The following is a 23,982-nucleotide window of genomic DNA, read 5'->3' as shown; positions in this document are numbered from 1 at the left end:
TATGCAATACAAAAAGATTACTCTACCGGCCAACAAATCGATTGCTCTGGTCGCGCACGACAATAAAAAACCCGATATTATTCGCTGGTGTGAAAAACATCAGTCCGACCTCGCCCACCACAAGCTATACGCCACCGGAACCACTGGCACAGTGATTAATGCCGCAACCGGGCTTGAGATTGAACGCTTAATTAGTGGCCCGCTGGGGGGAGACCAACAGGTAGGCTCGTTGATTACCGAGGGAAAAGTCGACTTTTTGATTTTCTTCTGGGACCCGTTTGAGCCCATGCCTCACGACCCGGATGTTAAAGCGTTGCTGCGCATCGCGGCGGTGTGGAACATCCCAGTAGCCTGCAACCCCATCAGCGCCGACTTTATGGTGGCCTCCCCGTTGTTTAACAGCGAGTTTGAACGCAACGTGCCCGACTACGAAGGCTACATGAAAGCTCGCGCCACGATAAAATAAACCCTCGTTTACACCACAAAAAAGGCCCGCATCGGACGATGCGGGCCTTTTGAGTCATCAAGCCATTGCTCGATTAGTGGCTAAGCTCCAGCAACAGTTTATTCAACCGCTGAACATACGCGGCAGGGTCGCTTAGGTGACTACCTTCAGCCAAGTTTGCTTGGTCAAACAACACTTTACTCAAATCGGCAAAGCGGTCTTCATCCTGCTCTTGATCCAGCTTTTGTACCAGCGGGTGGTCGGGGTTCACCTCAAAGATTGGCTTAGACTCGGGTACCGCTTGACCGGCAGACTCAAGCAAGCGACGCATTTGGGCACCCATCTCATGCTCGGGAACCACCACACAGGCGGGCGAATCAGTTAGGCGGTGCGTCAAACGAACCTCCGCCACCTCATCGCCAAGCGCCGTTTTAACACGCTCCAGCAAAGGCTTAAGAGCTTCTGCAACTTTTTCTTGAGCCTCTTTGTCTTCAGCGGTATCCAGCTCGCCTAAATCTAGCTCACCTTTACCCACATCCTGTAAGGTTTTGCCATCAAACTCGGCCAAATGGCTCATCAACCACTCATCGACCCGATCCGAAAGCAACAATACTTCGATGCCTTTTTTACGGAACACTTCAAGGTGCGGGCTGTTTTTAGCCGTGTTGTGGTTTTCCGCGGCAATATAGTAAATCTTGTCTTGCCCGGCCTGCATGCGACCGATGTAGTCATCCAGTGACTGATCTTGGGTCGAGGTGTTATTCAAAGTCGTGGCAAAGCGCAGTAGTTTGGCGATTTTTTCGCGATTCGCAAAATCTTCTGCCGGCCCCTCTTTGAGAACCTCACCAAATTCATTCCAGAAGCTGGCGTATTCTTCTGGTTTATTTTTGGCAAGCTTACTCAGCATATCCAAAACACGCTTGGTTAACGCCGTGCGCATACTATCGATGTTAGGGTCTTTTTGCAGAATTTCGCGAGAAACGTTCAACGACAGATCGTTCGAATCAACGACACCCTTCACAAAGCGCAGGTATAGCGGCAAAAACTGCTCGGCGTCATCCATAATAAAGGTGCGCTGCACGTAAAGTTTTAAGCCTCGGGCACCCTCGCGATTGTATAAATCAAACGGGGCTTTCGCCGGCACATAGAGCAAGCTGGTGTAGTCGAGGTTACCTTCGACACGGTTGTGGCTCCAGGTTAACGGATCGGCAAAGTCGTGACTCACATGCTTATAAAACTCTTTGTATTCCTCTTCGCTGACATCCGAGCGTGAACGTGTCCAAAGTGCTTTAGCCGTGTTCACCACCTCGTCTTCGGGCTCTGGTGGCTCCTCGCCCTCCTCTGCCGGGGCCTGTTTTTGCATCACCACGGGGATGGCAATATGGTCCGAGTACTTTTTGATGATGGAGCGCAAGCGCCAGTCATCGGCAAACTCAGCCGCGTCGTCTTTTAAATGTAACTCAATGCTTGTGCCACGCTCGGCCCGCTCGATGGTTTCAATATCAAACTCGGCCTCACCGTCACACTCCCAGCGAACACCTTGATCGGTGGGTGTGCCCGCTTTACGGGTGGTCACGACCACTTTATCAGCAACAATAAAAGATGAATAAAAGCCCACACCAAACTGGCCAATTAACTGGGCATCTTTTTTCTCATCACCCGTTAGGTTCTGCATAAAGGCGGCAGTGCCCGATTTCGCGATCGTACCTAAGTTTTCGATCACATCCTCGCGCCCCATACCTATACCATTATCGCTAATGGTGATGATTTTGGCGTCACTATCAACACTAATTCGAACCTGGAGGTCGCTATCGCCTTCGTACAAACTATCGTCTTTTACCGCGGCAAAACGCAGCTTATCAGCGGCATCTGAGGCATTGGAAACCAGTTCACGGAGAAAAATCTCACGGTTTGAGTAAAGCGAGTGAATCATCAGATGCAAAAGCTGCTTGGCTTCGGTCTGAAAGCCTCGAGTTTCTTTTTGCGCTTCTACGGTCATGGGGTACGACTCCTGTATACAAAATAACCAGCCGCACAAGTGAGCGGCACTGTTCAGTTCAGGTTCAGTAACTGGGGGCTATTTTGTGCTTTTCAAGCGGAGCGCAAAAAATTGCAGAGCTTAGATAGCAGGCAAGCAGGCGCCAGGGGGATTTCTATGTGCCTGATTGGCAAGGATAAACTGGTACGACCGAGTGGACTCGAACCACCGACCCCTACCATGTCAAGGTAGTGCTCTAACCAACTGAGCTACGGTCGTACATAAAGACAGGGTTGCGAGCCCGATAGCACTCGACAACTGGGCGCGAACTTTATCAGCCCGAATGACGGCACGCAAGTATTTTTTGCCCCTAAGGAGTAACAATTTTATACAGCATTCAGCGCTAAGCTATTGAATAATACGCAATATTACATAGCAGCTCTCACTTTTATCCGCAAAAGCACGTATACTACTCAGTTAAGGAATCAGCCCAGCGTGACGCTCACTCTAAGGCCTGCAACCATGCTTAAAGCGCTATTCGACTCGTCCAGAACCACTAAGCGGCTTATATCGCTCGCTTACGACACCTTGGCGATCAGCTGCTCACTTTACATTGCCATTTGCCTGCGGCTCGGCAGCCTTGAGATCCCCGTCACCGAACGTGAACTCGCCACCCTGGCAATCACCATCGTTTTCACGCTTGGGGCGTTTATACGCATGGGAATGTACCGCGCAATACTGCGCTACATGACGCCTCAAGCTCTTAATACGGTGTTTTTAGGCAGCTGTTTCTCGGCACTGATTCTAGCGGTAGGCAGTTTTTTTACTCACTCTTTTATCCCCCGCTCCGTTCCCTTTATTTACCTCACGATCGCTCTGTTACTGCTCGGCGGACCCCGCCTTCTGGTTCACCACTTGGTTATGATCCTAAATGGCTCTCATCAAGGCAAGCGCGAGCCGGTGATTGTCTACGGTGCTGGCTACACGGGTCACCAGCTGCGCCTAGCGCTAAAAGCTACCAACTACAAAGTGGTGGCCTTTGTCGATGACGACCTCGCAAGGCAGGGTTCCGTATTTGCCAACCTTAAAGTACAAAGCCCCGTGCAGTTACCCCACATTATTCGCAAACATAGCGCTACCAGAGTCCTTCTGGCGCTAGGCAATACACCCCATTCGCGCCGCGCCCAGATCATCAAAGGCTTAGAACCCCTAGGCGTGTCAGTGCAAACAGCACCCGCCATCCCGGACTTAATCAGTGGTCGCGCCCGCATTGAACATATACGCGATGTCGACATTGAAGACCTCCTTGGCCGAGACCCAGTCAAAGCCAACAACGACTTACTGAGCGCTTGTATAACCGATAAAGTGGTGATGGTGACTGGCGCCGGCGGCTCCATCGGCGGGGAGCTTTGCCGCCAAATCATCTTGCAGTCACCCAAACGTATCGTGCTGTTCGAGCTAAACGAATTCAGTCTCTATCAACTCGAGTCAGAGCTTGGTCAAATACTGCAGGCCAAAAAGCTAGACGTCGAGATCATTCCTCTACTCGGCTCCGTCCAGCGCGAGCACCGGGTTGAAACCGTTATGCGCACATTTGGTGTGCAGACGGTATATCACGCAGCCGCGTACAAACACGTTCCACTGGTCGAGCACAATATCGTCGAAGGCGTTCGCAATAACGTTTATGGCACTTGGTACACTGCCGAGGCGGCGATACGCGCTGGCGTCGAATCGTTTGTTTTAATCTCTACCGACAAAGCTGTTCGCCCCACCAACGTCATGGGCGCCTCTAAACGCATGGCAGAGCTTGTCCTACAGGGCTTATCTCAGCGCCAAAGCAACACCCGCTTTAGTATGGTTCGGTTTGGCAATGTGTTGGGCTCATCAGGGTCGGTGGTGCCCCTGTTCCGCCAACAAATCAAAATGGGCGGTCCAGTCACCGTTACCCACCCCGAGATTATTCGCTACTTTATGACCATACCAGAAGCCGCTGAACTCGTGATTCAGGCCGGGGCAATGGGAACTGGCGGAGATGTCTTAGTACTCGATATGGGCGAGCCGGTAAGAATTGTCGATCTCGCAAGACGCATGATCCACCTGTCAGGCCTGACCATAAAAACCACAGGGCTGCCCGATGGCGACATAGAGATCACTTATACAGGGTTGCGCCCTGGCGAAAAACTCTACGAGGAGCTGCTAGTGGGCGACAATGTCACCGGCACCGCGCACGACCGAATTATGCGCGCTGAAGAGTTCTGTTTAAGCTGGGTCGACACAGAAGTTTTACTGTGGGAGCTAGACCGTGCTTGTCACGACTACGCCTGTGACCGAGTGCGCGAATTGCTGATGCGCGCACCCACGGGATATGCGACCGAAGAGGCATTGGGTGATGCCGTGTGGTTGCACAAAACCAATACCGCCCAATTGCGGGTTATTAAATAGCGACTTGCTTGGGCCCACTTATTGAACCTACTTTGCGCCACACCCACACCACTCGCCAGCGCTGAACGAATCACACCATAAAGACTACGCCCGCTCGGCGCGCCCCGCATGAAAGACAGCGGCCAACAGCACTAACGGGGCGTAGCCAATCAACAAAACAACCCAGCCAGGCAACAGCCCCGTCGCAGCCACCCAGGCCATTGGCAGCAACCACAATAGATTTATCACCATTAACGTGAGCGTCACTAAAGCGTGCGAATGATAGCGACGGGCGGCGTACTGATAAGCGTGAGTGCGATGAGCTTTGTACAACGCCTCCCCACGACAAAGACGATGGAGCAAGGTTAAAGTGGCGTCGACAATAAACACACCCGACAACAACAACCCGGCCCAAAAAAGGTTTTTCTCGATCCCGCTCAACACAAATAAAAAACCCATGATCAGCGTGCCGAGAAACCCGCTTCCGACATCCCCCATAAAGATCCGCGCGCGAGGAAAATTCCACAATGCAAAACCCGCCACACTTGCCAACACACACAGCGCCGAGCTAACCAGTTGCGGCGCCCCAAACCAATAAGCTAGCCAAGCGTAGCCGCCAAACACAAACATCGCTTCAAATGCCGCGATACCATCGATACCATCCATAAAATTAAAGAGGTTAATATACCAAGCGACAACAAGCGTCAGCACAATAAAACCAAACGTGCCAGAGCCTATATCCAGATTCAAAAATGTGATTTGGAAACGAGGCAGAAGCGCGACCAAAATAACTCCAGCCAACAAATGCACAAACAGCCGCACCCCGGAGCGAACATGGCCGTGATCGTCCCAAAAGCCCACAGCAGCAACCAGGGCGGCCACCACATAGACAACAACAAGATTACTGGCGCCAGACAAATCACTCACAGCAACATCAGACAGCCAATGCAACAAGATCCAACCCAACGCAACAATCGCAACGGCTAAACCGCCGCCCCGAGGCGTTGGCACACTATGGGATGAGCGAGCGCCCGGCGCGTCCAACAGGCCACGCCGAAGCGCATAGAAACGAATAAGGCCCGTTAGTAGCGCCGTTAAAATAAAGCTCGCCAGTAAACCAGCAACCATCTCTGTTAGACTCACGCTTGGCGCCTCGGTGTTTTGTCCCCATCATTAGCCCAACGGTAAGCTTGGGCGGTATTGGAGAGGCCTTCTTTAAGAGGCTTGATTGGCAGCCACCCCAATAGATTGCGCGCCTTGCTTATGTCGATCTGTAATGATCCACACAGTTTTGTCGCCAATGCGCCTTTCCCCATCACTTGTGCCGCCAACACCAGCAAGCGCTGAGGGCAAGGGAATAATAACGAGCGGCTGCCAAGCCCATCGGCAAGAGTATTCAGCAGCTCGGGTGTACTAAGATCCTCCCCGTCAGCCAACAGGAACAATTGATTGGCTGCTGCTGGATGACGAACCGCAAGCTCAATAAAACTCACAAGATTATCAACGCCAAGTAACGACCTCTTATTGCGTACAGAACCTAATGGCAACGGAATATGCGAATCAATCCACCGCAACATAGCGTGAAAGTTGGCTTTGACTCCAGGGCCGTACACCAATGGAAGCCGAAGGATGACAATCTCCATCGCCGAGCTGGCAGCAATTTCCCATAGGGCCTGCTCGGCGTGGTATTTAGAGCAGGCATAAGCACCACTCGGTGCAGGACGATCGGTTTCCTTAAAAGGAGCGGTATTGGTAACACCATTAACGCCGATAGAGCTGATAAAAATAAACCGCCGCACCCCAGCCAGTGAGGCGGCAAGGGCAAGGGCTCGGGTCATCTCGATATTGATCTGGTTGTATAAGTGCTTAGGGTCGGCCTCACTCTCTTGCAACACATGTGCGCGGGCCGCAGCGTGAACAACAGTATCCACTGCGTGTAGGCGTTCGCCCCACTGCTCCACACTTAAATCTTCTGACACAAGAATTTCATCGTCATTAACAGGCTGGCGCACGCCGGCAACAACCTGGTAACCGCCCTCGCGCAGCAGCCCGGCGCGTAGGTGCCCGCCAATAAATCCATTAGCACCGGTAATTAGCACCTTGCGCTCAAGGCTCATCTAAGCCACCAACCGCTTCTTGATAATAATCGGTAAAGCGCACCACATCATTTTCATCGATATGATCCCCCGTTTGCACCTCGATTAAATCCAGTGTGGTATTACCCGGATTGTGCAGCGTATGCACATCACCCACATTAATGTGGATAGATTCGTTGGCGTGTAGGAGATGCTCGCGCTCGCCAATACGAACCTCTGCAATACCGTGCAAAATCACCCAATGTTCGGCGCGGTGCCGATGCACCTGTAAGGCAAACTTGGCGCCCGGGTTCACTTTGACGTGCTTTACTTGGTAGTGCTCTCCTAGAGTCACGGTTTCGTAGCTACCCCAGGGGCGATACACCTTTTGATGGTGACGAGTTTCAGCTCTACCGCGCTCTTTTAAACGTGCGACGATCGTTTTTACCGCTTGGGAGTTTTCTCGAGACATAACCAGAAGAGCGTCATGGGTATCGATAATAGCAAGATTGCTAACCCCAACCGCCGTCACCAATCGCGAGTTAGACCTTATTAAGGAATCTTGCACATCCTCAACCAACACATCACCAACAACAACATTGCCATCGGCATCTTTATCGAGATGATCGTAAACAGATTGCCAGCTGCCAATATCACTCCAATCCCCATGGTAAGGCACTACCGTGCCTCGATGGGTAAGCTCCATAATTCCATTGTCAATGGATATGGCCGGTGATTGGGAGAATGCGTCTTCACCGACTCGCACAAAATCCAAGTCGGTGTAACGCTCGGCCATAGCTTGCTCCACCGCCTGGTAAACAGCCGGCTGAAAACGCTGCAACTCGGATAGATAAACTTCTGGCGTAAACATAAACATGCCGCTATTCCAGTAGCAGTTACCCGCCTTCACGTAGCCGGTTGCCGTTTCGAGTGCAGGTTTTTCATGGAAGGCTTTAATCGGAGAAACTTGGCCAAAGTGGTGCGCCTCAATGTAGCCATACCCAGTCTCAGGGTAGCTAGGCGCAATACCAAAAGTGACCAACTCATTGGCTGCGGCCCGCGCATGGGCCATGGCCACAACCTCGGAAAATCGCTCAGCTTGGGCAATTAAGTGATCGGCAGGCAGTACCAACAAACTCGCATCGGGGTTCTCCCGGCGAACCTCAAAGGCCGCCAAGGCAATCGCTGCGGCCGTATTGCGGGCGGCAGGCTCCAGCATGATAGTGCCGCTAATGCCGAGCTCAAGCATTTGCTGAGCAATAAGAAAGCGATGATCGTTGTTACAGACCACAACGGGTGAGGCATCAATACCGCATAGCCTAACACGCTCCAGGGTTTGCTGAATCAGCGTCTGATTGGGATCAGTTAAATTAATGCACTGTTTAGGGTATAGCTCGCGCGACAGTGGCCACAGGCGATTACCCGAGCCACCCGCAAGCAAAACCGGTATGATCATAACGTATCTCTAATAGCATAAATGGCAATGACCCATTTTGGGCCGCCGGCGCCTATTTTGGCATATAGGTGGCTATTAGAAAACGCGCCCCGCTAGATTGCGGCCATTTGCCCTCTGGATACGAGACCTAGTACCGGCTGACGTACCGGACTGGCATGTGCTCGCCCAACACTATAGTAATCAAACCCCAACCCGGCCAATTTCACAGGATCGTACAGGTTGCGGCCATCAATAATTACAGGTTCTGTAAGCGCCTCCTGTAAGACGTCAAAATCGGGAGCGCGAAATGCCTGCCACTCGGTGGCTATTACCAGAGCGTCTGCACCGTTTAAAGCCGACTCTTTTGTGCCACATAACTGTAAATCATTGCGCGCGCCGTAAATACGCTGCGCCTCGTTCATTGCTTCAGGGTCGTAAGCTTGCACGCGGGCGCCAGCTTGCCACAACGCCTCCATTAATACTTTGGCGGGCGCCTCTCGCATATCATCCGTATTAGGTTTAAATGCCAATCCCCATAACGCAAACGTTTTACCTTTTAAATCCCCGTTAAAGTGATTAGAAATTTTGCTGAAAAGCGTATTTTTTTGGCAATTATTGCGATGCTCAACAGCTTTTAATACGTCCGCATCAAAACCCACCGATTTGGCCGTACTGATTAACGCCCGCACATCTTTTGGAAAACAAGAGCCACCATAGCCAACACCCGGGTAAATAAAATGATAGCCAATACGTGGGTCGCTACCAATTCCTAAGCGCACCGCCTCGACGTCGGCCCCGAGTTTTTCTGCCAGATTGGCAATCTCGTTCATAAAACTGATTTTTGTCGCCAACATGCAGTTGGCTGCATATTTGGTCAGCTCGGCGCTACGTACATCCATGACAATAATTTTTTCGTGATTACGGTTAAAGGGGGCGTATAGCTCGCGCATTGTTGCTTCCGCAGCGGCATCATCAGTACCAATGATGATCCGGTCAGGCTTCATGCAATCGGTCAGCGCAGAACCTTCTTTTAAAAACTCGGGATTAGAAATAACGGTTGCCGCAAAGCGCTCGCCGCGAGACTTGAGTTCCGCATCAATACACTGGGCGACCCTATCGGCCGTACCCACGGGAACCGTAGATTTATTAACCACCAGTGCCGGCCTGTCCAGCAGTGCCCCAATGGTACTGGCAACGCTTAATACATGACGAGTATCGGCGGCACCAGATTCGTCAGGGGGTGTACCCACCGCAATAAACTGAACTTCCCCGTGAGCCACACCTACAGAGGGCTCATCACTAAAAACCAAGCGACCACTACGATGATTATCACGTACGACATTTTCTAGCCCCGGTTCGTAGATGGGGATATAACCATCATTCAGGCGTGTCACTTTCGTTTTATCGATATCGACACAGACCACGTGATGCCCCACCTCAGCAAGTGCTGCAGCCTGTACCAGCCCGACATACCCTACCCCAAAGACCGTTACTTTCATCGCCAACTCCACTGTCATTTACAAGACTAGACCACCGCCCAGTAGCGACTCCCAATAGTGAAGCCCTACCGCGCGCGCTAGGCACAGTAAATCAGTGGTTTTTTACAGTTGTGTGAATTTCAAACAATAGAGGTGTGTATCAGCTTACTCGCCGGCAACGCCCCGAATAGGTCGCACGCTGCCCCAAGACTTACAGCCCGGGCACAACCAGTGCAAACTATTGCCCGTAAAGCCGCATTTGTTACAACAGTAACTGGGCTTTTCAGCAATAACCTGGTCGACAAGTTGTTTTAAAAGCTCTAGGTTTTCTTTTGCTTTGCCATCCGAATGAGGCAAATGCAGCTCGACCAGACGATTGAGGGTGCGAATACTTGGTGTGCGTTTTAGCTGCTCGGCAATAAAATCCCCCGCAACATAATCGTTCTGACTCCAGCGCAGTCGGTCAGCGATGGTAATAATCAGTGAGTTACTGGGGTGCTCTTCAAGCAACTGCTGTAAATAACGATCAAGGGCTTGGGTTTCGCCCAACCGTTCGTAACTTTCAGTCAAAATACCCAACACCTCAACCAAATATTCCGCATCTTGGCTCGGAATCCTATGCAAATACTTAAGGGCTTCACGGTATCGACCAAGAGAAAACTCTAACCGAGCAAACAAAATACTCGCACGAGCCGAGCCGGAATCAAATTTTAGCGCTTCCTGCAAGTGGACTCGCGCTTTTGACGTGTTGCGCACCTCCATATCTTGCAAGGCTTGCTCGCAGGCAAAGTGAGCCTGCATTTGCGCTAGATTCTGACCGGCATCCAAGCCTTTGTAGCGGCGGTCGAGCTGGCTCGCCATAGCAATTGCGTTGTCCCACTCGTTTTCGTCCTGATATATCTCTATCAGGTGCTCAAGCGCCTGCATTTTATAGGCTGAGGATAATTTAACCAGCTCTAACAGCAGCGCCTCAGCGCGATCCAACAGACCTGATTTTATATAATCCCGCGCCAGCTCTAGTTGAGATTCATGCTGCTGACGCACATTCAGCCCGGGACGAGCTAAGAGATTTTGGTGGATTTTTATAGCTTTAGTCACTTCACCCCGGCGGCGCAACATATTACCTAGCGCCAGGTGGGTTTCAAGCGTATCGCTATTGACCGCTAACGAGCCAATAAAGGCATCGATAGCACCGTCGGGTTGCTCATTAAAAAGATAACTTAACCCTTTGTAGTAATTGAGCGCATAATCCTTAGGGTAGTCGGATGACTTTCCACGGGTACGCCAACGACCAGCCGCAAAACCAATGGCAACAGCCAATAGCAATAGGCCATACATCAATAAGTCGGCCATTTATTTAATTCCGCAGACTTTGACTTCTCAACGCATGAATTTCCTGCTCAAGCTTTTCGTTGCGCCTGCGTGCAGCAGAAAGTGAGCGTCGGGTAGCCATTGATGGGATTAGGTTCAGAGCAAAGCCTATTAGCAGGCCAACCAGGGTGAATATCAACAGCCAAATACCTAACCTGAGGGCTGGTAAAACATTTCCCAGCAGCGTTACTGTCACTTCAGAGGCATTCTCAGAGTTAAAGACAAACCCCAATATAAGCGCAGCCAACAAAACCAGCACGTAGATCCATCTGCCAATGCGCCTCATAAAAACCTCTCTGGGCGTGTGAAGTTACAAAAAGGGGTACGTAAATTAGGGTTGAATACTTTCATTAACGCGATCGCGCATCTCTTTACCCGGTTTAAAGTGTGGTACAAACTTTCCTTCAAGCTCTACCGCATCGCCGGTTTTAGGGTTTCGCCCCATACGCGGTGCGCGATAATGCAGTGAAAAGCTGCCAAAGCCACGAATCTCTATCCGCTCGCCATCCGCCAGCATTTCCGACATATAGTCCAAAAGCAACTTTACCGCGAGTTCGACATCCCGAACCGGTAAATGATCTTGCTTTTCAGCGATATATTCAATCAATTCAGATTTAGTCATAGCCTGCTCTCGTGTACGTTGTTGTTCAGGCGTGATCGCTCGGCGCGACCAGAACTTAGCTTATAACGACATCAGAGCGGACGCAATACTTGATGGACGGATTATGAACAGAAGGTAAGTTATTGATCTTTATCTATTATCCGGAATAAACAACTGTACTTAAACACCAAATAACAGGCATAAAAAAGGCCGACACAAGGTCGGCCTTTTTTATCATCACAAATAGACTTAGTCTTTCGCGTCCATCTGTGCCTTGATCAGATCACCCAAGGTAGTGGCCGGAGCAGCTTGCTCGGCTTGCTTGCTAGAGTGCTCTTTAATCGAAGCTTTCTCTTCGGCAACGTCCTTAGACTTAACGGACAAGCTGATAGAGCGGTTTTTGCGGTCAACACTAATAATCTTAGCTTCGACTTCTTCACCTTCTTTCAGCACATTGCGCGCATCTTCAACCTTCTCGCGAGACAACTCAGAGGCCTTCAGTACAGCTTCTACGTCGTCAGCCAGAGTAATAACGGCTGCTTTTGCTTCAACTTCTTTAACGATACCTTTAACAACAGTACCTTTATCGTTCTCGGCAACATACTCTGAGAACGGATCAGCTTCTAACTGCTTGATACCCAGCGAGATACGCTCACGCTCTGGATCGATAGCCAATACAACGGTTTCGATCTCGTCGCCTTTCTTGTACTTACGCACGGCTTCTTCGCCGGCTTCGTGCCAAGAGATGTCAGACAAGTGAACCAGACCGTCGATGCCGCCATCCAAGCCGATGAAGATACCAAAGTCGGTGATTGACTTGATCTTACCGGTGATTTTCTCACCTTTGGCGCAAGTGCGGGCAAATGCATCCCAAGGGTTCTCTTGGCACTGTTTAACGCCCAGAGAAATACGACGACGCTCTTCATCAATGTCGAGAATCATTACTTCGATCTCGTCACCTACGTTCACAACCTTAGAAGGATGGATATTCTTGTTGGTCCAATCCATTTCAGATACGTGAACCAGACCTTCAACACCCTCTTCCAGCTCGGCAAAACAACCGTAGTCAGTCAGGTTGGTCACAACCGCTTTAACGCGGGCGCCTTCAGGGTAACGGCCGGTAATTTGCAACCATGGATCTTCACCCAATTGCTTCAGACCCAGTGATACGCGGTTGCGCTCACGGTCAAACTTCAGCACTTTAACGTCGATCTCGTCGCCAACGTTAACGATTTCGCTTGGGTGCTTGATACGCTTCCAGGCCATATCGGTGATGTGCAACAGGCCGTCAACACCGCCCAGATCTACGAACGCGCCGTAGTCGGTCAGGTTTTTAACGATACCCTTAACAACCATGCCTTCTTGCAGAGTTGCCAGCAGTTCTTCACGCTCAGCTGAGTTAGCTTGCTCCAATACCGCGCGGCGAGATACCACAACGTTATTGCGCTTTTGGTCGAGCTTAATAACTTTAAAATCCAGCTCTTTGTTTTCTAGGTGAGCGGTTTCACGCACAGGACGTACGTCAACCAACGAACCTGGCAAGAAAGCACGGATACCAGCAACGTCAACGGTGAAACCACCTTTAACCTTACCGTTAATAACACCTTTAACCACTTCGTCTGCAGAGTGCGCCGCTTCCAGCACTTTCCAAGCTTCAGCGCGCTTGGCTTTCTCACGAGACAGGCGGGTCTCACCGAAACCGTCTTCTACGGTTTCCAGTGCAACTTGTACTTCATCGCCAACTTCCAGCTTAACTTCACCGTTTTCATCGATGAACTGGCTAGCTGGGATAACACCTTCAGACTTAAGTCCGGCGTGTACAGTTACCCAATCTTTATCGATATCAATTACCACACCGGTAACGATGGTGCCGGGCACCATATCGACTGTTTTTAAGCTCTCTTCAAATAACTCAGCAAAACTTTCGCTCATGGTCACAAAATTACCTATAAAAGACGCTGCGAGCGGTCTAAAAATCGACGCTCTTACAGCAAACCGTAAGGCCAGACGTACGGGTTGATGAATGATTAACGCAAGCCGCCCTTAACACTGGCGAGTAGCGACTTACTACCACTGTCCCACATAAATTTGCTATGGGTATCAGCAGGTCGGGCAGGCTAGCAGAGAGACCGTGTTTTGGCAAGCAATATTTAAGGTATGATTTCACGCAAAGCACCGCCCAGCGCGGCTGGACGGTGCAATTTACGCTACGGCTAACTACAGTAGGTGGCGCGAATGTACTCTTTAACGCCCTCTCCCACTTCGCTATTGCGCGTAGCATAGGCAATATTGGCAATGGCATAGCCGGTTTTACTGCCGCAATCGTGACTTTTTCCCACTAATTCGTAGGCTTCAACCGTCTCCCGCTCGAGAAGTTTATCCAGCGCGTCAGTCAACTGGATCTCGCCGCCGGCACCGGGCTGCGTGCGTTCAAGCAACTCCCAGGTGGCAGCCGATAAAATATAGCGCCCAACAATCGCCAAGTTAGAGGGCGCCTCATCGGCAGGCGGTTTCTCGACCATGGCACTAATTTTGTGGCTGTTGCCAGCGCCAATAGCCGCGCCGCCACAGTCAACGACGCCGTACTTATAAACCCACTCCCAAGGCACCCCTTCAACCAAGATCTGGCTGGCGCTGGTTTCATCAAACCGGCGGACCATTCCGGCCAGATTGTCACGCTTAGGGTTGCACTCATAGCTGTCGACCAACACATCGGGCAGCAGTACCGCAAAAGGCTCATCACCGATGACCGGTTTGGCGCACAAAATGGCATGCCCTAGCCCTTTCGCCTCCGATTGGCGCACCGAAATGACTGTCAAACCAGGCGGGGTTATGGATTTTACCTGCTCAAGCAGCGAGCGCTTTAAACGCGCCTCAAGCTGTGCTTCCAACTCAAAGCTGGTATCAAAGTGGTTCTCGATAGAGTTTTTTGAGGCGTGCGTCACCAACACAATCTCTTTAATACCCGCAGCAGCGGCCTCATCGACGACATACTGGATCAAAGGCTTATCGACAACTGGCAGCATCTCCTTAGGAATTGCTTTCGTCGCAGGCAGCATACGCGTGCCCAGCCCGGCGACCGGAATTACCGCTTTTTTGACTTGCATCCTCTACTCCTTCTTCAACAATCAGAAATCGGGTTCGCTTTCACTAAAACCAGCTCAACTATCGAGCAAGGCGACAATCTCGTCAGTTTTCGCTTGCATCAACTCTCGGTCAGCGCGACTTTCCACGTTCAAACGCACCACTGGCTCAGTGTTCGACATCCGCAAATTGAAACGCCAGTTGGCAAAAATCATACTCACGCCGTCGGTCTCATCAATCTCCAGAGCATCAGCCTGAAAGTGATCACGCACTTTGGCGATTGCGACTTTGGCATCGGCGACTTCGCGGTTTATCTCCCCAGGCGACGGAAAACGCGCAATACACGCTTCCATCATGGATGACAGCGTCGCATTTTTGCGGCACATCAGCTCAGTCACCAGCAACCAGGGAATCATGCCGCTATCGCAGTAAAAGAAGTCTCGAAAATAGTGGTGCGCGCTCATCTCCCCGCCATAAATAGCGTCCTCTTTGCGCATCCGCTCTTTGATAAAGGCGTGGCCGGTCTTAGATTGAATGGCTTTACCGCCACATTGCTCGGCGATATCAATCGTATTCCACGTTAAGCGCGGATCATGCACCACCTTGCCACCAGACTCTTTGGTTAAAAACGCCTCGGCCAATAGCCCTACCAAGTAGTAGCCTTCGATAAACTCGCCTTTTTCATCAAAGAAAAAGCAGCGATCAAAATCACCATCCCAAGCGATACCCAGGTTGGCACCGTGGGCCAACACAGCGTCTCGGGTTGGGCCGCGGTTTTCTACCAAAAGCGGATTGGGAATACCATTGGGAAAGGTTGGATCGGGTTCATGATGAACTTTAATAAACTCAAAAGGCAGGTGCGATTCAAGTGCATCGATCACATGACCGGCGGCGCCATTACCGGCATTCACCACTATTTTAAAAGGCTTTAGTTGGTCGACGTCGACATACCCAAGCAAATGCTCAACATAAGCATCTAAGGTGCTTTGCTTTATCAGTTTGCCTCGGCTCGCCGAGTCAACCGGCGCAAACTCACCCTCTTCCGCCAGCTTTTTAATATCCAACAAGCCAGTATCACCGCTGATCGGTTTTGAGTTTTCGCGAATTGGCTTCATACCATTGTAATCGATGGGGTTGTGACTCGCGGTCACCTCAATCCCGCCGCTTGCATTAAGGTGACTGGTGGCAAAATACACCTCTTCGGTACCCACCATGCCGATATCGACAACGTCGACGCCCTCATCCCTAAGGCCATTACCTACGGCGGCCTTTAGCGACTCACTGGTTTCGCGCACGTCGCCACCCACAACAACGGTTTGCGGCTTAAGAAACTGGCCATACGCGCGGCCAATACGATAAGCGATATCTTCGTTCAACTCTTCTCCGAGCTTGCCGCGGATATCATAGGCTTTAAAACATGTCAGTTTTTGTGAACTCACTGCCGACTCCATACTTTGCGTGATCAATTATTTATCTGGGCGACACCAGCCTTTAAGCGCAGCGCCACCGTGAGGCATAAATGTAAAAAATTCGAAAACATGCACCAAATTTACCATCGCTACGAGCCGATGCCTCCTTGTGGCGCTGGGTTGCCATTACTCACCGCCGCCACGTAGCAGCTAAAGCAGCTTTCGCACCAACATGGTGAGTTACGGTAAATATAATTAGCGCGCTCAGACTAAACGCTAATGATGTCGATCATATGTTCAAGTACCTGGGCGATACTCATCTCTGTGCTATCCACAATGTGCGCGTCCTGTGCAGGTCGCAACGGGGACGTCGCACGAGACTGATCGCGCTGATCGCGCGCCTGAATATCGGCCACTAAGGCCGCTAAGTCGACCGACTCACCTCGCCCAAGCAATTGTTGATAACGACGCTGGGCGCGCGCTTCGGCACTGGCGGTTAAATAAAATTTGTGTTGCGCCGCAGGAAAAACGGTCGTGCCCATATCGCGGCCATCGGCGACCAACCCCGGTGCGACCGCAAAGTCGCGCTGACGCTGAAGCAAAGCGGTGCGCACCGCATCAACCGCCGCCACTACCGAGGCGCGCATACTCACGTGCTCTTGGCGAATGGCGGCAGTGACATCCCGTCCCTCAAGGATGACCGTCACACCGTCATCGGCGGGCGCAAACTCGACGTCCAAAGTGCTCGCGCAATCACGCAAAGCCGACGCGTTTTCAACCGAGATGGCCTTATTGATTGAAGCGAGGGCAACCAGGCGATACAAGGCGCCGCTATCCAACAGCCGGTAGCCTAAGCGCTGAGCCAGCAATTGGCTTAAGGTGCCTTTTCCCGCCCCGGAAGGGCCATCAACGGTCACTATCGTGCTGTTGCTATCACTGCACATGGTCGCAAGCCCCATCAATGTCCGCTAGGATTTCGCGGCACGCCAACATAGGGTCTGCGGCTTGAGTGATAGGACGACCGATCACAAGGTAATCACTGCCGGCCGTTATGGCCTCCGCGGGCGTCATTATCCGGCGCTGATCGCCCTGCTCGGCGGACACCGGCCGAATGCCGGGGGTGACTAAGGTAAAATCTTTGCCGCAGGCTTGCTTCAAGGCATGGGCCTCGCGCGCAGAACACACCACACCATCGAGCCCGGCTTGTTTAGCCAGGTCAGCCAAATACAGCACCTGTTGCTCTGGTGAGCGTTGAACACCGACCCCCGCTAGATCATCGGCATCCATACTCGTCAGTACCGTCACGCCAATCAATAACGGCGGTGACTGCAACCCCTCAAGCGCTTCGCGCGCCGCCAGCATCATGCGCCGACCGCCACTAACATGAACATTCACCATCCACACGCCCAACTCAGCCGCAGCTCGTACCGCTTTTGCCGTAGTGTTAGGGATATCGTGAAATTTAAGATCGAGAAACACATCAAAGCCAAGCGTCATTAACTGCTCAACCAATTGCGGCCCACACGCAGTAAACAACTCTTTACCCACCTTTAGCCGGCACAACTGAGGTGACAATTGATGCGCCACCCGCAGGCAATCGTCTGCATTGTGGTAATCCATTGCCACGACGATACGCGGCTGTGGCGATGATGGTTGGCTGGTGCCCATTCCTGATACTGACATATCTCCCCCGTTTAGCACTATCACCGGCAAGACGCCGGTCAGGGCGATATTAAAACAAACTTCCGATGACTTCGCAGCAACCACGAACTAGATAGGGGAAAGACTACGTACAAAAACCGTTTTGCATAACCGCCGAGGCAAAAAATTAAATGGGCGCGATGACGCAAAAAGACGGGTTATTAAACACACAACACAAAAAGACCATGCGGTGAGCTCTAGAGTCCAGCGCATGGTCTAAGGTCGCCATGTTGTTTGGCTACAAAACAACCCGTTTACGAATATCACTTAGAGTGGCCTCTCCAATACCGTTGACCTCAAGCAGCTGATCGACCTTTTCAAAAGGCCCGTTCTCCTCACGCCACGCAATAATGGCCTCGGCTTTTGCCTCTCCCACACCGTTTAACGCCGTCAACTGTTGGGCATCCGCTGTATTAATATTTATCGGAGCGACGGTACTTGCCGCAGTATCTGGTTCGGCCGCAATAACCGCTAGCGGTGAGAATACAACAGAGGTAATGGCAATTAGAAAGCTACAGAATAAACGCTTCATAGGAATCTCCTTATTTTGAGTAGTATGCATTTCCTGCGCACTTACAGGTTAGTTTTCACTCAATAGTGACGCAATGAAGACATCACTGAAATACTTGTAAGAGATTTCGTACGCGGTTTTACCATCACAAGTAAATAGTGCCTACTACAGCTCGCCACCAAAAGGCGAGCCGTAACATCAGCTTGTTAAGTCACCAGTTGATACTCCACGACCTTGAAACACATTATTAGGCAAACCATAGCCTCCCAAAGTGCTTATGGCATCCTTGCTTTTACTGCGTTTAATCTAACCTTGACTCTGCGATTCGTGCCAAATCAGTTAACTCCCGCAACGCGACTGAAAACATCGCATAGTCAGCCGTTTGCGATGCACGAACATGGCCGGCCATCAAGGCCCAACGATCAATAGCGGCACGGTGCTTCTCGCACCAGCGCTCTACAGCCACCGCCCCAGCTTCAGCATCCGCTGCGGGGTCACACTCGCGAGCTAAAATCTCCGTCATTCGACGCAACTCAGACTCCAAATCATCCATATAAGCTTCACGGGCTAACGCTTGCCAATAGTTATCCACTCTGACGCTGCTCAATTGACGAGCAAACCCATCCAACTCTAATGTCTCAATCAGAGCCGTGTAGACCCGCGCCACTAATGCCAGCGCCCGGTTACACCCACGCGCAACCTCCACGACCCCTAGACCCGCGTATAAATACCCCGCCGATACCGTCTCCTGAGCCAGCGATTCAGAAACGCCCGCCGCAGTAAAAAACCCAATCCGTTCATGCCAAGACGCCTTTGTTGTATCGGCCATGCCTTGGGCCAGCATGGGCTTTACCTCCTGCACCGATTGCGCGAAGCACTCTATATCTGCACCAATGTCGATGCCCCCCGACCGATTGCGTAAAAACCAACGAGTGGTTCGCCGGACGCGACGCATTAGCTCTTGCATTAACGCCATTTGAATCTCGGCGGACACCCGATAATCAAGAGACTCTAAAGCGGCCCAACGCTGGGGCGATTGCTCGACTTCGCGAGCGACCCGGTATGCACTCGCCACTTTAGCTGAATCGGCCCCAGTGGCATCACGCAACCGCTGTACAAACGTAAAACCCTGACGATTGACCAACTCGTTTGCCAGCTGCGTCGCGATTATTTCACGACGCAACCGATGACGCTCAATAGCGTCTTTATAAGGTTTGCGCAAACGCTCGGGAAACGCCTCAGCACACAGCCTTTTGACGCTTGGCTCATCGACGATGACAGAGCTCGCAAGCTGCTCTTTGAGATCCACTTTGGCATACGAGATAAGCACCGACAGCTCGGGCCGAGTGAGTCCCTGCTCTTTACCATGCCGTTCAATTAACTCCTCATCACTAGGTAAAAACTCCAAGGTGCGATCAAGCTTTCCCTCGCTCTCCATATGATTAATAAAACGGCGGTATTCTGAGCTGCGCTCTAGCACGTCTCCTTCGGCCAAGCTAATGGCTTGCGTTTGCTGATAATTATGAGCTAACACACTGGCGGCCACCTCTTCAGTCATCGCCTCCAGCAACTCATCGCGGTTACTCTCTTGCAGCTCTCCGCGTTTCAGTAAATCGGCCAGCAGTATTTTGATATTAACTTCATGGTCAGAGCAATCGACCCCAGCTGAGTTGTCGATAAAATCCGTGTTGCAAGCACCACCGTTGCGACAAAACTCTACCCGGCCACGCTGAGTCATCCCTAAATTGCCGCCCTCGGCAAAGACTTTACAGCGCAATTGTTCACCATTGACACGTAAACTATCGGAGGTTTTATCTCCCACATCCGCGTGCGACTCCTGACGGGCTTTCACGTAGGTGCCAATGCCGCCATTCCAAATAAGGTCTACAGGTGCCTGCAGCAGTTTATGAATAAGTTCATCTGGCGTCAGCTGATCGGCCTCCAACGCAAAGCGCTCCTGCATTGCATCGCTAATCGAAATCGACTTGGCGCTGCGCTCAAACACCCCGCCACCGGCACTTATAAGTTCGCGATTGTAATCAGCCCAACTACTGCGTGGCATTTTAAATAAACGCTCGCGCTCGGCATAACTGGCCGCCGGATCAGGGCTTGGATCGATAAAAATATGCAAGTGGTTAAACGCCGCCAACAACTTTGTTTGCGCGGAGCACAACATGCCATTACCAAACACGTCACCGCCCATATCACCGATACCGATCACGCTAAACGGGGTTTTCTGAACGTCGAGGTCACGTTCTAAAAAATGTCGCTGCACTGACACCCAAGCGCCGCGAGCGGTAATCCCCATGGCCTTATGATCGTATCCATGACTCCCGCCGGAAGCGAATGCGTCGCCCAACCAAAACCCGTGTTCAAGAGCGATAGCATTGGCGGTATCCGAGAAACTCGCCGTGCCTTTGTCGGCGGCAACCACTAGATATGGGTCATCCTCGTCATAACGCAACAGCTGTTCAGGCGGTGCGATTTTATCGTCGACTAAGTTATCAGTTAAATCCAGCAATGCATTGATAAACTGCTTATAACAGGCGATGCCCTCGGCTAAGAAGTCATCGCGATTTAATTGTGCTGCCTGCTTACATACAAAGCCGCCCTTGGCGCCGCTGGGCACAATTACCGCATTTTTAACTTGCTGCGCTTTTACCAGTCCCAGCACTTCGGTGCGATAGTCCTGCAAGCGATCGGACCAGCGCAGCCCTCCGCGGGCGATCTTTCCAGCACGCAAGTGCACCCCTTCAAAACGCTTAGAGTATACGAATATTTCATACAAAGGCCGGGGCTCGGGGATATCTGGCAGACGTCGCGAGGCGAGTTTAACCGCAAAATAATCCCGCTCACGCCCTTGGTAAAAGTTACAGCGCAAGCTCGCCTTCAATAAATTCAGGTAGTGACGAATAATCCGGTCTTCGTTGAGATTGGCAACATCATCGAGCGCCGCCAATATTGAGGCTTCGCAATCCTCTAACGCCACGTCTCGGTTTTTATGGTTCTCCTCATCTTGGTTCTCTGCTCGCCAATTCGGATCAAACTTGATCGCAAAGTAACGACAAAGTTGTGCCGTAATATCTGAGTGAGCGACTAAGGCATCAACAACGTAATCGAGCGTATAGCTCACTAAAGTTTGTCGCAGATAAGCGGCATAAGCACGCAACATATCAGCACTGCGCCAATCTAAACCGGCGTCGATTACTAACCGATTAAAGCTATCGTTGTCGGCACGACCGTACCACAGCGCCTCCACCGTATTTTTAAAACGCTCGGCTAAAGCTTGGCTAAACACCACCTCACCGCGGCGAGGTTGCAAGGTAAAGTCGTGCAGCCAGACCGTTACATCTGTGTGATGTTTAAGGCGAAACGGATGCTCGGCAATAACCCGTAACCCCATATTTTCCACTAACGGAATAATATCCGATAAGGCGACCGCATCCCCACGGTGAAATAATTTAAACCGCAGTGTTTTCGCTTCTTCGCCGTCCAGCAGCTCTAGAGCGAGAGGCTCATCGTTTGCTGTAAGCGCCTCTAATATTGCGATATCGGCAACCGCATCACCACCGCCATAATACTCCTGATAACTATTGCCAAAAATTTGCCGGTATTTTTGCTGCAGTTGCCAGGCACGCTCTTCCCCGTAAACCTCCTTCAAAGATTGATATAAATCATCCTCCCAAGATCGAACCTCAGCAGCCACACCCCGCTCTATCGCCTCTAGGTCAAACTCAGCGCTGTCATCTTTCGGCAGGCGAAACACCAGGTGAACACGCGCTAATACGGACTCTGAGAAATAAGTATTAAACTGCTGATCACACGCGCCAATCTGTTCGGCAATATAAGTCTGGATACGCTCTCTCACTGCGCTTGAAAATAAGTCTCGGGGGATATAAACCAAACAGCTTAAGAACTTGCCGAACCTGTCCGCACGCGCAAACACCCGCACCTGATAGCGCTCCCCTATCGCTAAAATACCCGTGATGGTTTCATAGAGCTCGGCGGTGCTCGCCTGAAACAGCTCGTCTCTTGGGTAGGTCGCTATCACTTGTGCGAGCGCTTTACCCTCGTGGGTCCAGGGGTTTAGGCCAATTCGTTCCCGCAGCTCGGTGATTTTATCGCGTACCAAGGGGATTTTTTCAGGCGAGTCGTAGTAAACCGAAGAGGTGTAAAGACCTAAAAAGCGCGCCTCACCGCATACTGCACCTGTGTTATCAAAACGTTTCACCACAACGTAATCGGGGTAAACATGCCGGTGCACGCGGCTTAACTCGGGCGACTTACTAAACGCCATAACCGACGGTGACAAATAAAACCGCTCCACGCCAGGGCTTGAACCGTCAAAGGTTTTTACTTTGCGCGGCCCACCATCGTCAAACAACCCAAGCCTTCGCGCGGTATTTTCTTGTAATACCTCCTGACCATCACGTTCAACCCGGTCAAACTCGGCGTAGCCCAAAAAGGTAAAGTGGTCGGCCATCAACCACCGTAAAAACTCCTGCGCCCCGGCAACACCATGTAACTGGTTGTCATCCAAGACACCATCGAGCTCATCGGCCACTTGCTGCGCACACGCTTTTAAGTTCGGAAAGTCGCGCACCACCTGCACGACTTGTCCCAGCACCTCTCGCAGGGCCTGCTCCAGCTCCCGCAACACATCGGCATCGGTAATCGTGCCTATCTCAAAGTACAACAACGCCTCCGCGGGCGCTTCTTGACTGTTTAGTGGCGCAACGTTACGCAACCATCCATCACGGCGATCTGCCGCAAACGGCGTACTTTTCACACTGTAAATCGGGATATTTTTTGCGGTTAATTCGAGCCTGACTGAATCAACCAAAAATGGCATGTCCCGCTGATGCACCAGTAGTACTGTGTGAGCACCATCAAAGCCGTGCGTCTCGTGGTGCGGGTTAAAAACTTGCACATTGGGGTAAGCCTCTGTGTAAGTGAGTTGTTGCCAGATCCAACTCACTAAGGCGGAAACATCGCCCAAAGGACGCCCATCAAAATCCTCCCCCGGAAAATGCCTAAAAAACAACCGGCACCACTGTCGACAAGCTTCAGCTTGATCGGGCTTGGCCTGCGCCGCTACCGTATCGGTGACTTTTTGCACAACTTGGTCGCTTGCACTCGAAAAAACATCAGTGTTGCTCATTGCGGTTGATCACTCCTGTTTTTCAGTTGGTGTTCATACCTTAGCAAACACGCGGCTCACTTGTATAAAAGAGTGAGTAAATTTGGCTAAATAAATAAAGGGCTGCATTAGCACCTTTATTAAGCTGATAAGCGTAGAATTCCCTTGAATTTTAAGGAACTGACGCCACATTTGTGAGTCTACGGCCTGTTATTCGGATTTGAACGCCAAAAGTGCGACTCACTGCCACTTATCATCGTATCGTTCACAACCCCAACTGGTCTTTTTATGTACAAAAACTGGGTTTATAGGGCCACTTGCTAGCGCGGCTAA

At 51.3% G+C, this 23,982-nt stretch carries 17 protein-coding genes and 1 tRNA gene; 2 read left to right on the top strand and 16 right to left on the bottom strand.

The features are described 5' to 3' along the window. The first annotated feature begins 1 nt into the window (after position 1). Complete coding sequence (locus AACY82_RS01745) at positions 2-466, top strand: methylglyoxal synthase (protein ID WP_339615037.1); 465 nt, start codon at positions 2-4, stop codon at positions 464-466. 73 nt (positions 467-539) lie between these two features. Here AACY82_RS01745 and htpG read toward each other — a convergent pair whose 3' ends face one another. Both htpG and AACY82_RS01735 read right to left on the bottom strand, forming a co-directional pair. Beyond that, on the bottom strand, positions 540-2,444 hold the full coding sequence (gene htpG, locus AACY82_RS01740) for a molecular chaperone HtpG (protein WP_339615036.1): 1,905 nt from the start codon (positions 2,442-2,444) through the stop codon (positions 540-542). Positions 2,445-2,625: 181 nt separating this feature from the next. Beyond that, positions 2,626-2,702 (bottom strand) — tRNA-Val (locus tag AACY82_RS01735). A 243-nt stretch (positions 2,703-2,945) separates the two neighbouring features. On the opposite strand from AACY82_RS01735, the gene AACY82_RS01730 reads away from it, so the two are divergent. After that, positions 2,946-4,865, top strand: coding sequence for a nucleoside-diphosphate sugar epimerase/dehydratase (locus AACY82_RS01730; RefSeq protein ID WP_339615035.1), 1,920 nt, complete (start codon positions 2,946-2,948; stop codon positions 4,863-4,865). A gap of 84 nt (positions 4,866-4,949) precedes the next feature. On the opposite strand, the gene AACY82_RS01725 is transcribed toward AACY82_RS01730, so the two are convergent. The 14 genes from AACY82_RS01725 to AACY82_RS01660 all read right to left on the bottom strand — a co-directional run bounded on the left by AACY82_RS01725 (position 4,950) and on the right by AACY82_RS01660 (position 23,670). Continuing rightward, positions 4,950-5,987: a glycosyltransferase family 4 protein gene (locus AACY82_RS01725; protein ID WP_339615034.1), complete on the bottom strand. Its 1,038-nt coding sequence runs from the start codon at positions 5,985-5,987 to the stop codon at positions 4,950-4,952. Next, positions 5,984-6,961 carry an NAD-dependent epimerase/dehydratase family protein gene (locus AACY82_RS01720; RefSeq protein ID WP_339615033.1) on the bottom strand — a complete coding sequence of 326 codons (978 nt, stop codon included), beginning with the start codon at positions 6,959-6,961 and terminating at the stop codon, positions 5,984-5,986. The genes AACY82_RS01725 and AACY82_RS01720 overlap by 4 nt, the downstream gene beginning before the upstream one ends. Then, entirely contained in the window at positions 6,951-8,375 is a 1,425-nt protein-coding gene (locus AACY82_RS01715; protein ID WP_339615032.1) for a mannose-1-phosphate guanylyltransferase/mannose-6-phosphate isomerase, read from the bottom strand. Before AACY82_RS01715 ends, AACY82_RS01720 begins: the two co-directional genes overlap by 11 nt. 92 nt (positions 8,376-8,467) lie before the next feature. Then, entirely contained in the window at positions 8,468-9,853 is a 1,386-nt protein-coding gene (locus AACY82_RS01710) for a UDP-glucose/GDP-mannose dehydrogenase family protein (RefSeq protein ID WP_339615031.1), read from the bottom strand. Between the two features lie 144 nt (positions 9,854-9,997). After that, positions 9,998-11,185 (bottom strand): lipopolysaccharide assembly protein LapB, encoded by a 1,188-nt coding sequence (gene lapB / locus AACY82_RS01705; protein ID WP_339615030.1) that lies wholly within the window; start codon positions 11,183-11,185, stop codon positions 9,998-10,000. A 4-nt stretch (positions 11,186-11,189) separates the two neighbouring features. Next, positions 11,190-11,489, bottom strand: a complete 300-nt coding sequence (locus tag AACY82_RS01700) for a lipopolysaccharide assembly protein LapA domain-containing protein (RefSeq protein WP_339615029.1) — start codon at positions 11,487-11,489, stop codon at positions 11,190-11,192. A gap of 45 nt (positions 11,490-11,534) precedes the next feature. Beyond that, positions 11,535-11,825 (bottom strand): integration host factor subunit beta, encoded by a 291-nt coding sequence (gene ihfB, locus AACY82_RS01695; RefSeq protein ID WP_339615028.1) that lies wholly within the window; start codon positions 11,823-11,825, stop codon positions 11,535-11,537. 228 nt (positions 11,826-12,053) lie between these two features. Next, the gene (gene rpsA / locus AACY82_RS01690) at positions 12,054-13,736 is read right to left on the bottom strand and encodes a 30S ribosomal protein S1 (protein ID WP_339615027.1); all 1,683 of its coding nucleotides are present in this window, start codon (positions 13,734-13,736) and stop codon (positions 12,054-12,056) included. Positions 13,737-14,017: 281 nt separating this feature from the next. After that, the gene (gene galU / locus AACY82_RS01685) at positions 14,018-14,911 is read right to left on the bottom strand and encodes a UTP--glucose-1-phosphate uridylyltransferase GalU (protein ID WP_339615026.1); all 894 of its coding nucleotides are present in this window, start codon (positions 14,909-14,911) and stop codon (positions 14,018-14,020) included. A 54-nt stretch (positions 14,912-14,965) separates the two neighbouring features. Further along, positions 14,966-16,327 carry a phosphomannomutase CpsG gene (locus AACY82_RS01680; RefSeq protein ID WP_339615025.1) on the bottom strand — a complete coding sequence of 454 codons (1,362 nt, stop codon included), beginning with the start codon at positions 16,325-16,327 and terminating at the stop codon, positions 14,966-14,968. A 239-nt stretch (positions 16,328-16,566) separates the two neighbouring features. Next, entirely contained in the window at positions 16,567-17,241 is a 675-nt protein-coding gene (gene cmk / locus AACY82_RS01675; protein WP_339615024.1) for a (d)CMP kinase, read from the bottom strand. Further along, a complete protein-coding gene (gene pyrF / locus AACY82_RS01670) occupies positions 17,231-17,980 on the bottom strand; it encodes an orotidine-5'-phosphate decarboxylase (RefSeq protein ID WP_339615023.1) in 750 nt (249 codons plus the stop codon). The genes cmk and pyrF overlap by 11 nt, the downstream gene beginning before the upstream one ends. Positions 17,981-18,236: 256 nt before the next feature. Continuing rightward, positions 18,237-18,530, bottom strand: coding sequence for a ComEA family DNA-binding protein (locus AACY82_RS01665; RefSeq protein WP_339615022.1), 294 nt, complete (start codon positions 18,528-18,530; stop codon positions 18,237-18,239). A gap of 280 nt (positions 18,531-18,810) precedes the next feature. Continuing rightward, positions 18,811-23,670, bottom strand: coding sequence for an NAD-glutamate dehydrogenase (locus AACY82_RS01660; protein ID WP_339615021.1), 4,860 nt, complete (start codon positions 23,668-23,670; stop codon positions 18,811-18,813). Between the last annotated feature and the right edge of the window lie 312 nt (positions 23,671-23,982).

This window comes from uncultured Gilvimarinus sp., from assembly GCF_963972205.1.
In the GTDB taxonomy this organism is placed as follows: Bacteria; Pseudomonadota; Gammaproteobacteria; order Pseudomonadales; family Cellvibrionaceae; genus Gilvimarinus; species Gilvimarinus japonicus.
The sequence above is the reverse complement of the archived record's forward strand: the minus strand, read 5'-3'. Positions and strand labels throughout refer to the sequence as shown.

Bases quoted from the DNA above. Each gene is read 5' to 3' on its own strand.
- AACY82_RS01745 (WP_339615037.1), top strand. From the start codon at position 2: ATGCAATACAAAAAGATTACTCTACCGGCCAACAAATCGATTGCTCTG.
- htpG (WP_339615036.1), bottom strand. From the start codon at position 2,444: ATGACCGTAGAAGCGCAAAAAGAAACTCGAGGCTTTCAGACCGAAGCC.
- AACY82_RS01730 (WP_339615035.1), top strand. From the start codon at position 2,946: ATGCTTAAAGCGCTATTCGACTCGTCCAGAACCACTAAGCGGCTTATA.
- AACY82_RS01720 (WP_339615033.1), bottom strand. From the start codon at position 6,961: ATGAGCCTTGAGCGCAAGGTGCTAATTACCGGTGCTAATGGATTTATT.
- AACY82_RS01715 (WP_339615032.1), bottom strand. From the start codon at position 8,375: ATGATCATACCGGTTTTGCTTGCGGGTGGCTCGGGTAATCGCCTGTGG.
- AACY82_RS01710 (WP_339615031.1), bottom strand. From the start codon at position 9,853: ATGAAAGTAACGGTCTTTGGGGTAGGGTATGTCGGGCTGGTACAGGCT.
- lapB (WP_339615030.1), bottom strand. From the start codon at position 11,185: ATGGCCGACTTATTGATGTATGGCCTATTGCTATTGGCTGTTGCCATT.
- AACY82_RS01700 (WP_339615029.1), bottom strand. From the start codon at position 11,489: ATGAGGCGCATTGGCAGATGGATCTACGTGCTGGTTTTGTTGGCTGCG.
- ihfB (WP_339615028.1), bottom strand. From the start codon at position 11,825: ATGACTAAATCTGAATTGATTGAATATATCGCTGAAAAGCAAGATCAT.
- rpsA (WP_339615027.1), bottom strand. From the start codon at position 13,736: ATGAGCGAAAGTTTTGCTGAGTTATTTGAAGAGAGCTTAAAAACAGTC.
- galU (WP_339615026.1), bottom strand. From the start codon at position 14,911: ATGCAAGTCAAAAAAGCGGTAATTCCGGTCGCCGGGCTGGGCACGCGT.
- cmk (WP_339615024.1), bottom strand. From the start codon at position 17,241: ATGTGCAGTGATAGCAACAGCACGATAGTGACCGTTGATGGCCCTTCC.
- pyrF (WP_339615023.1), bottom strand. From the start codon at position 17,980: ATGTCAGTATCAGGAATGGGCACCAGCCAACCATCATCGCCACAGCCG.
- AACY82_RS01665 (WP_339615022.1), bottom strand. From the start codon at position 18,530: ATGAAGCGTTTATTCTGTAGCTTTCTAATTGCCATTACCTCTGTTGTA.
- AACY82_RS01660 (WP_339615021.1), bottom strand. From the start codon at position 23,670: ATGAGCAACACTGATGTTTTTTCGAGTGCAAGCGACCAAGTTGTGCAA.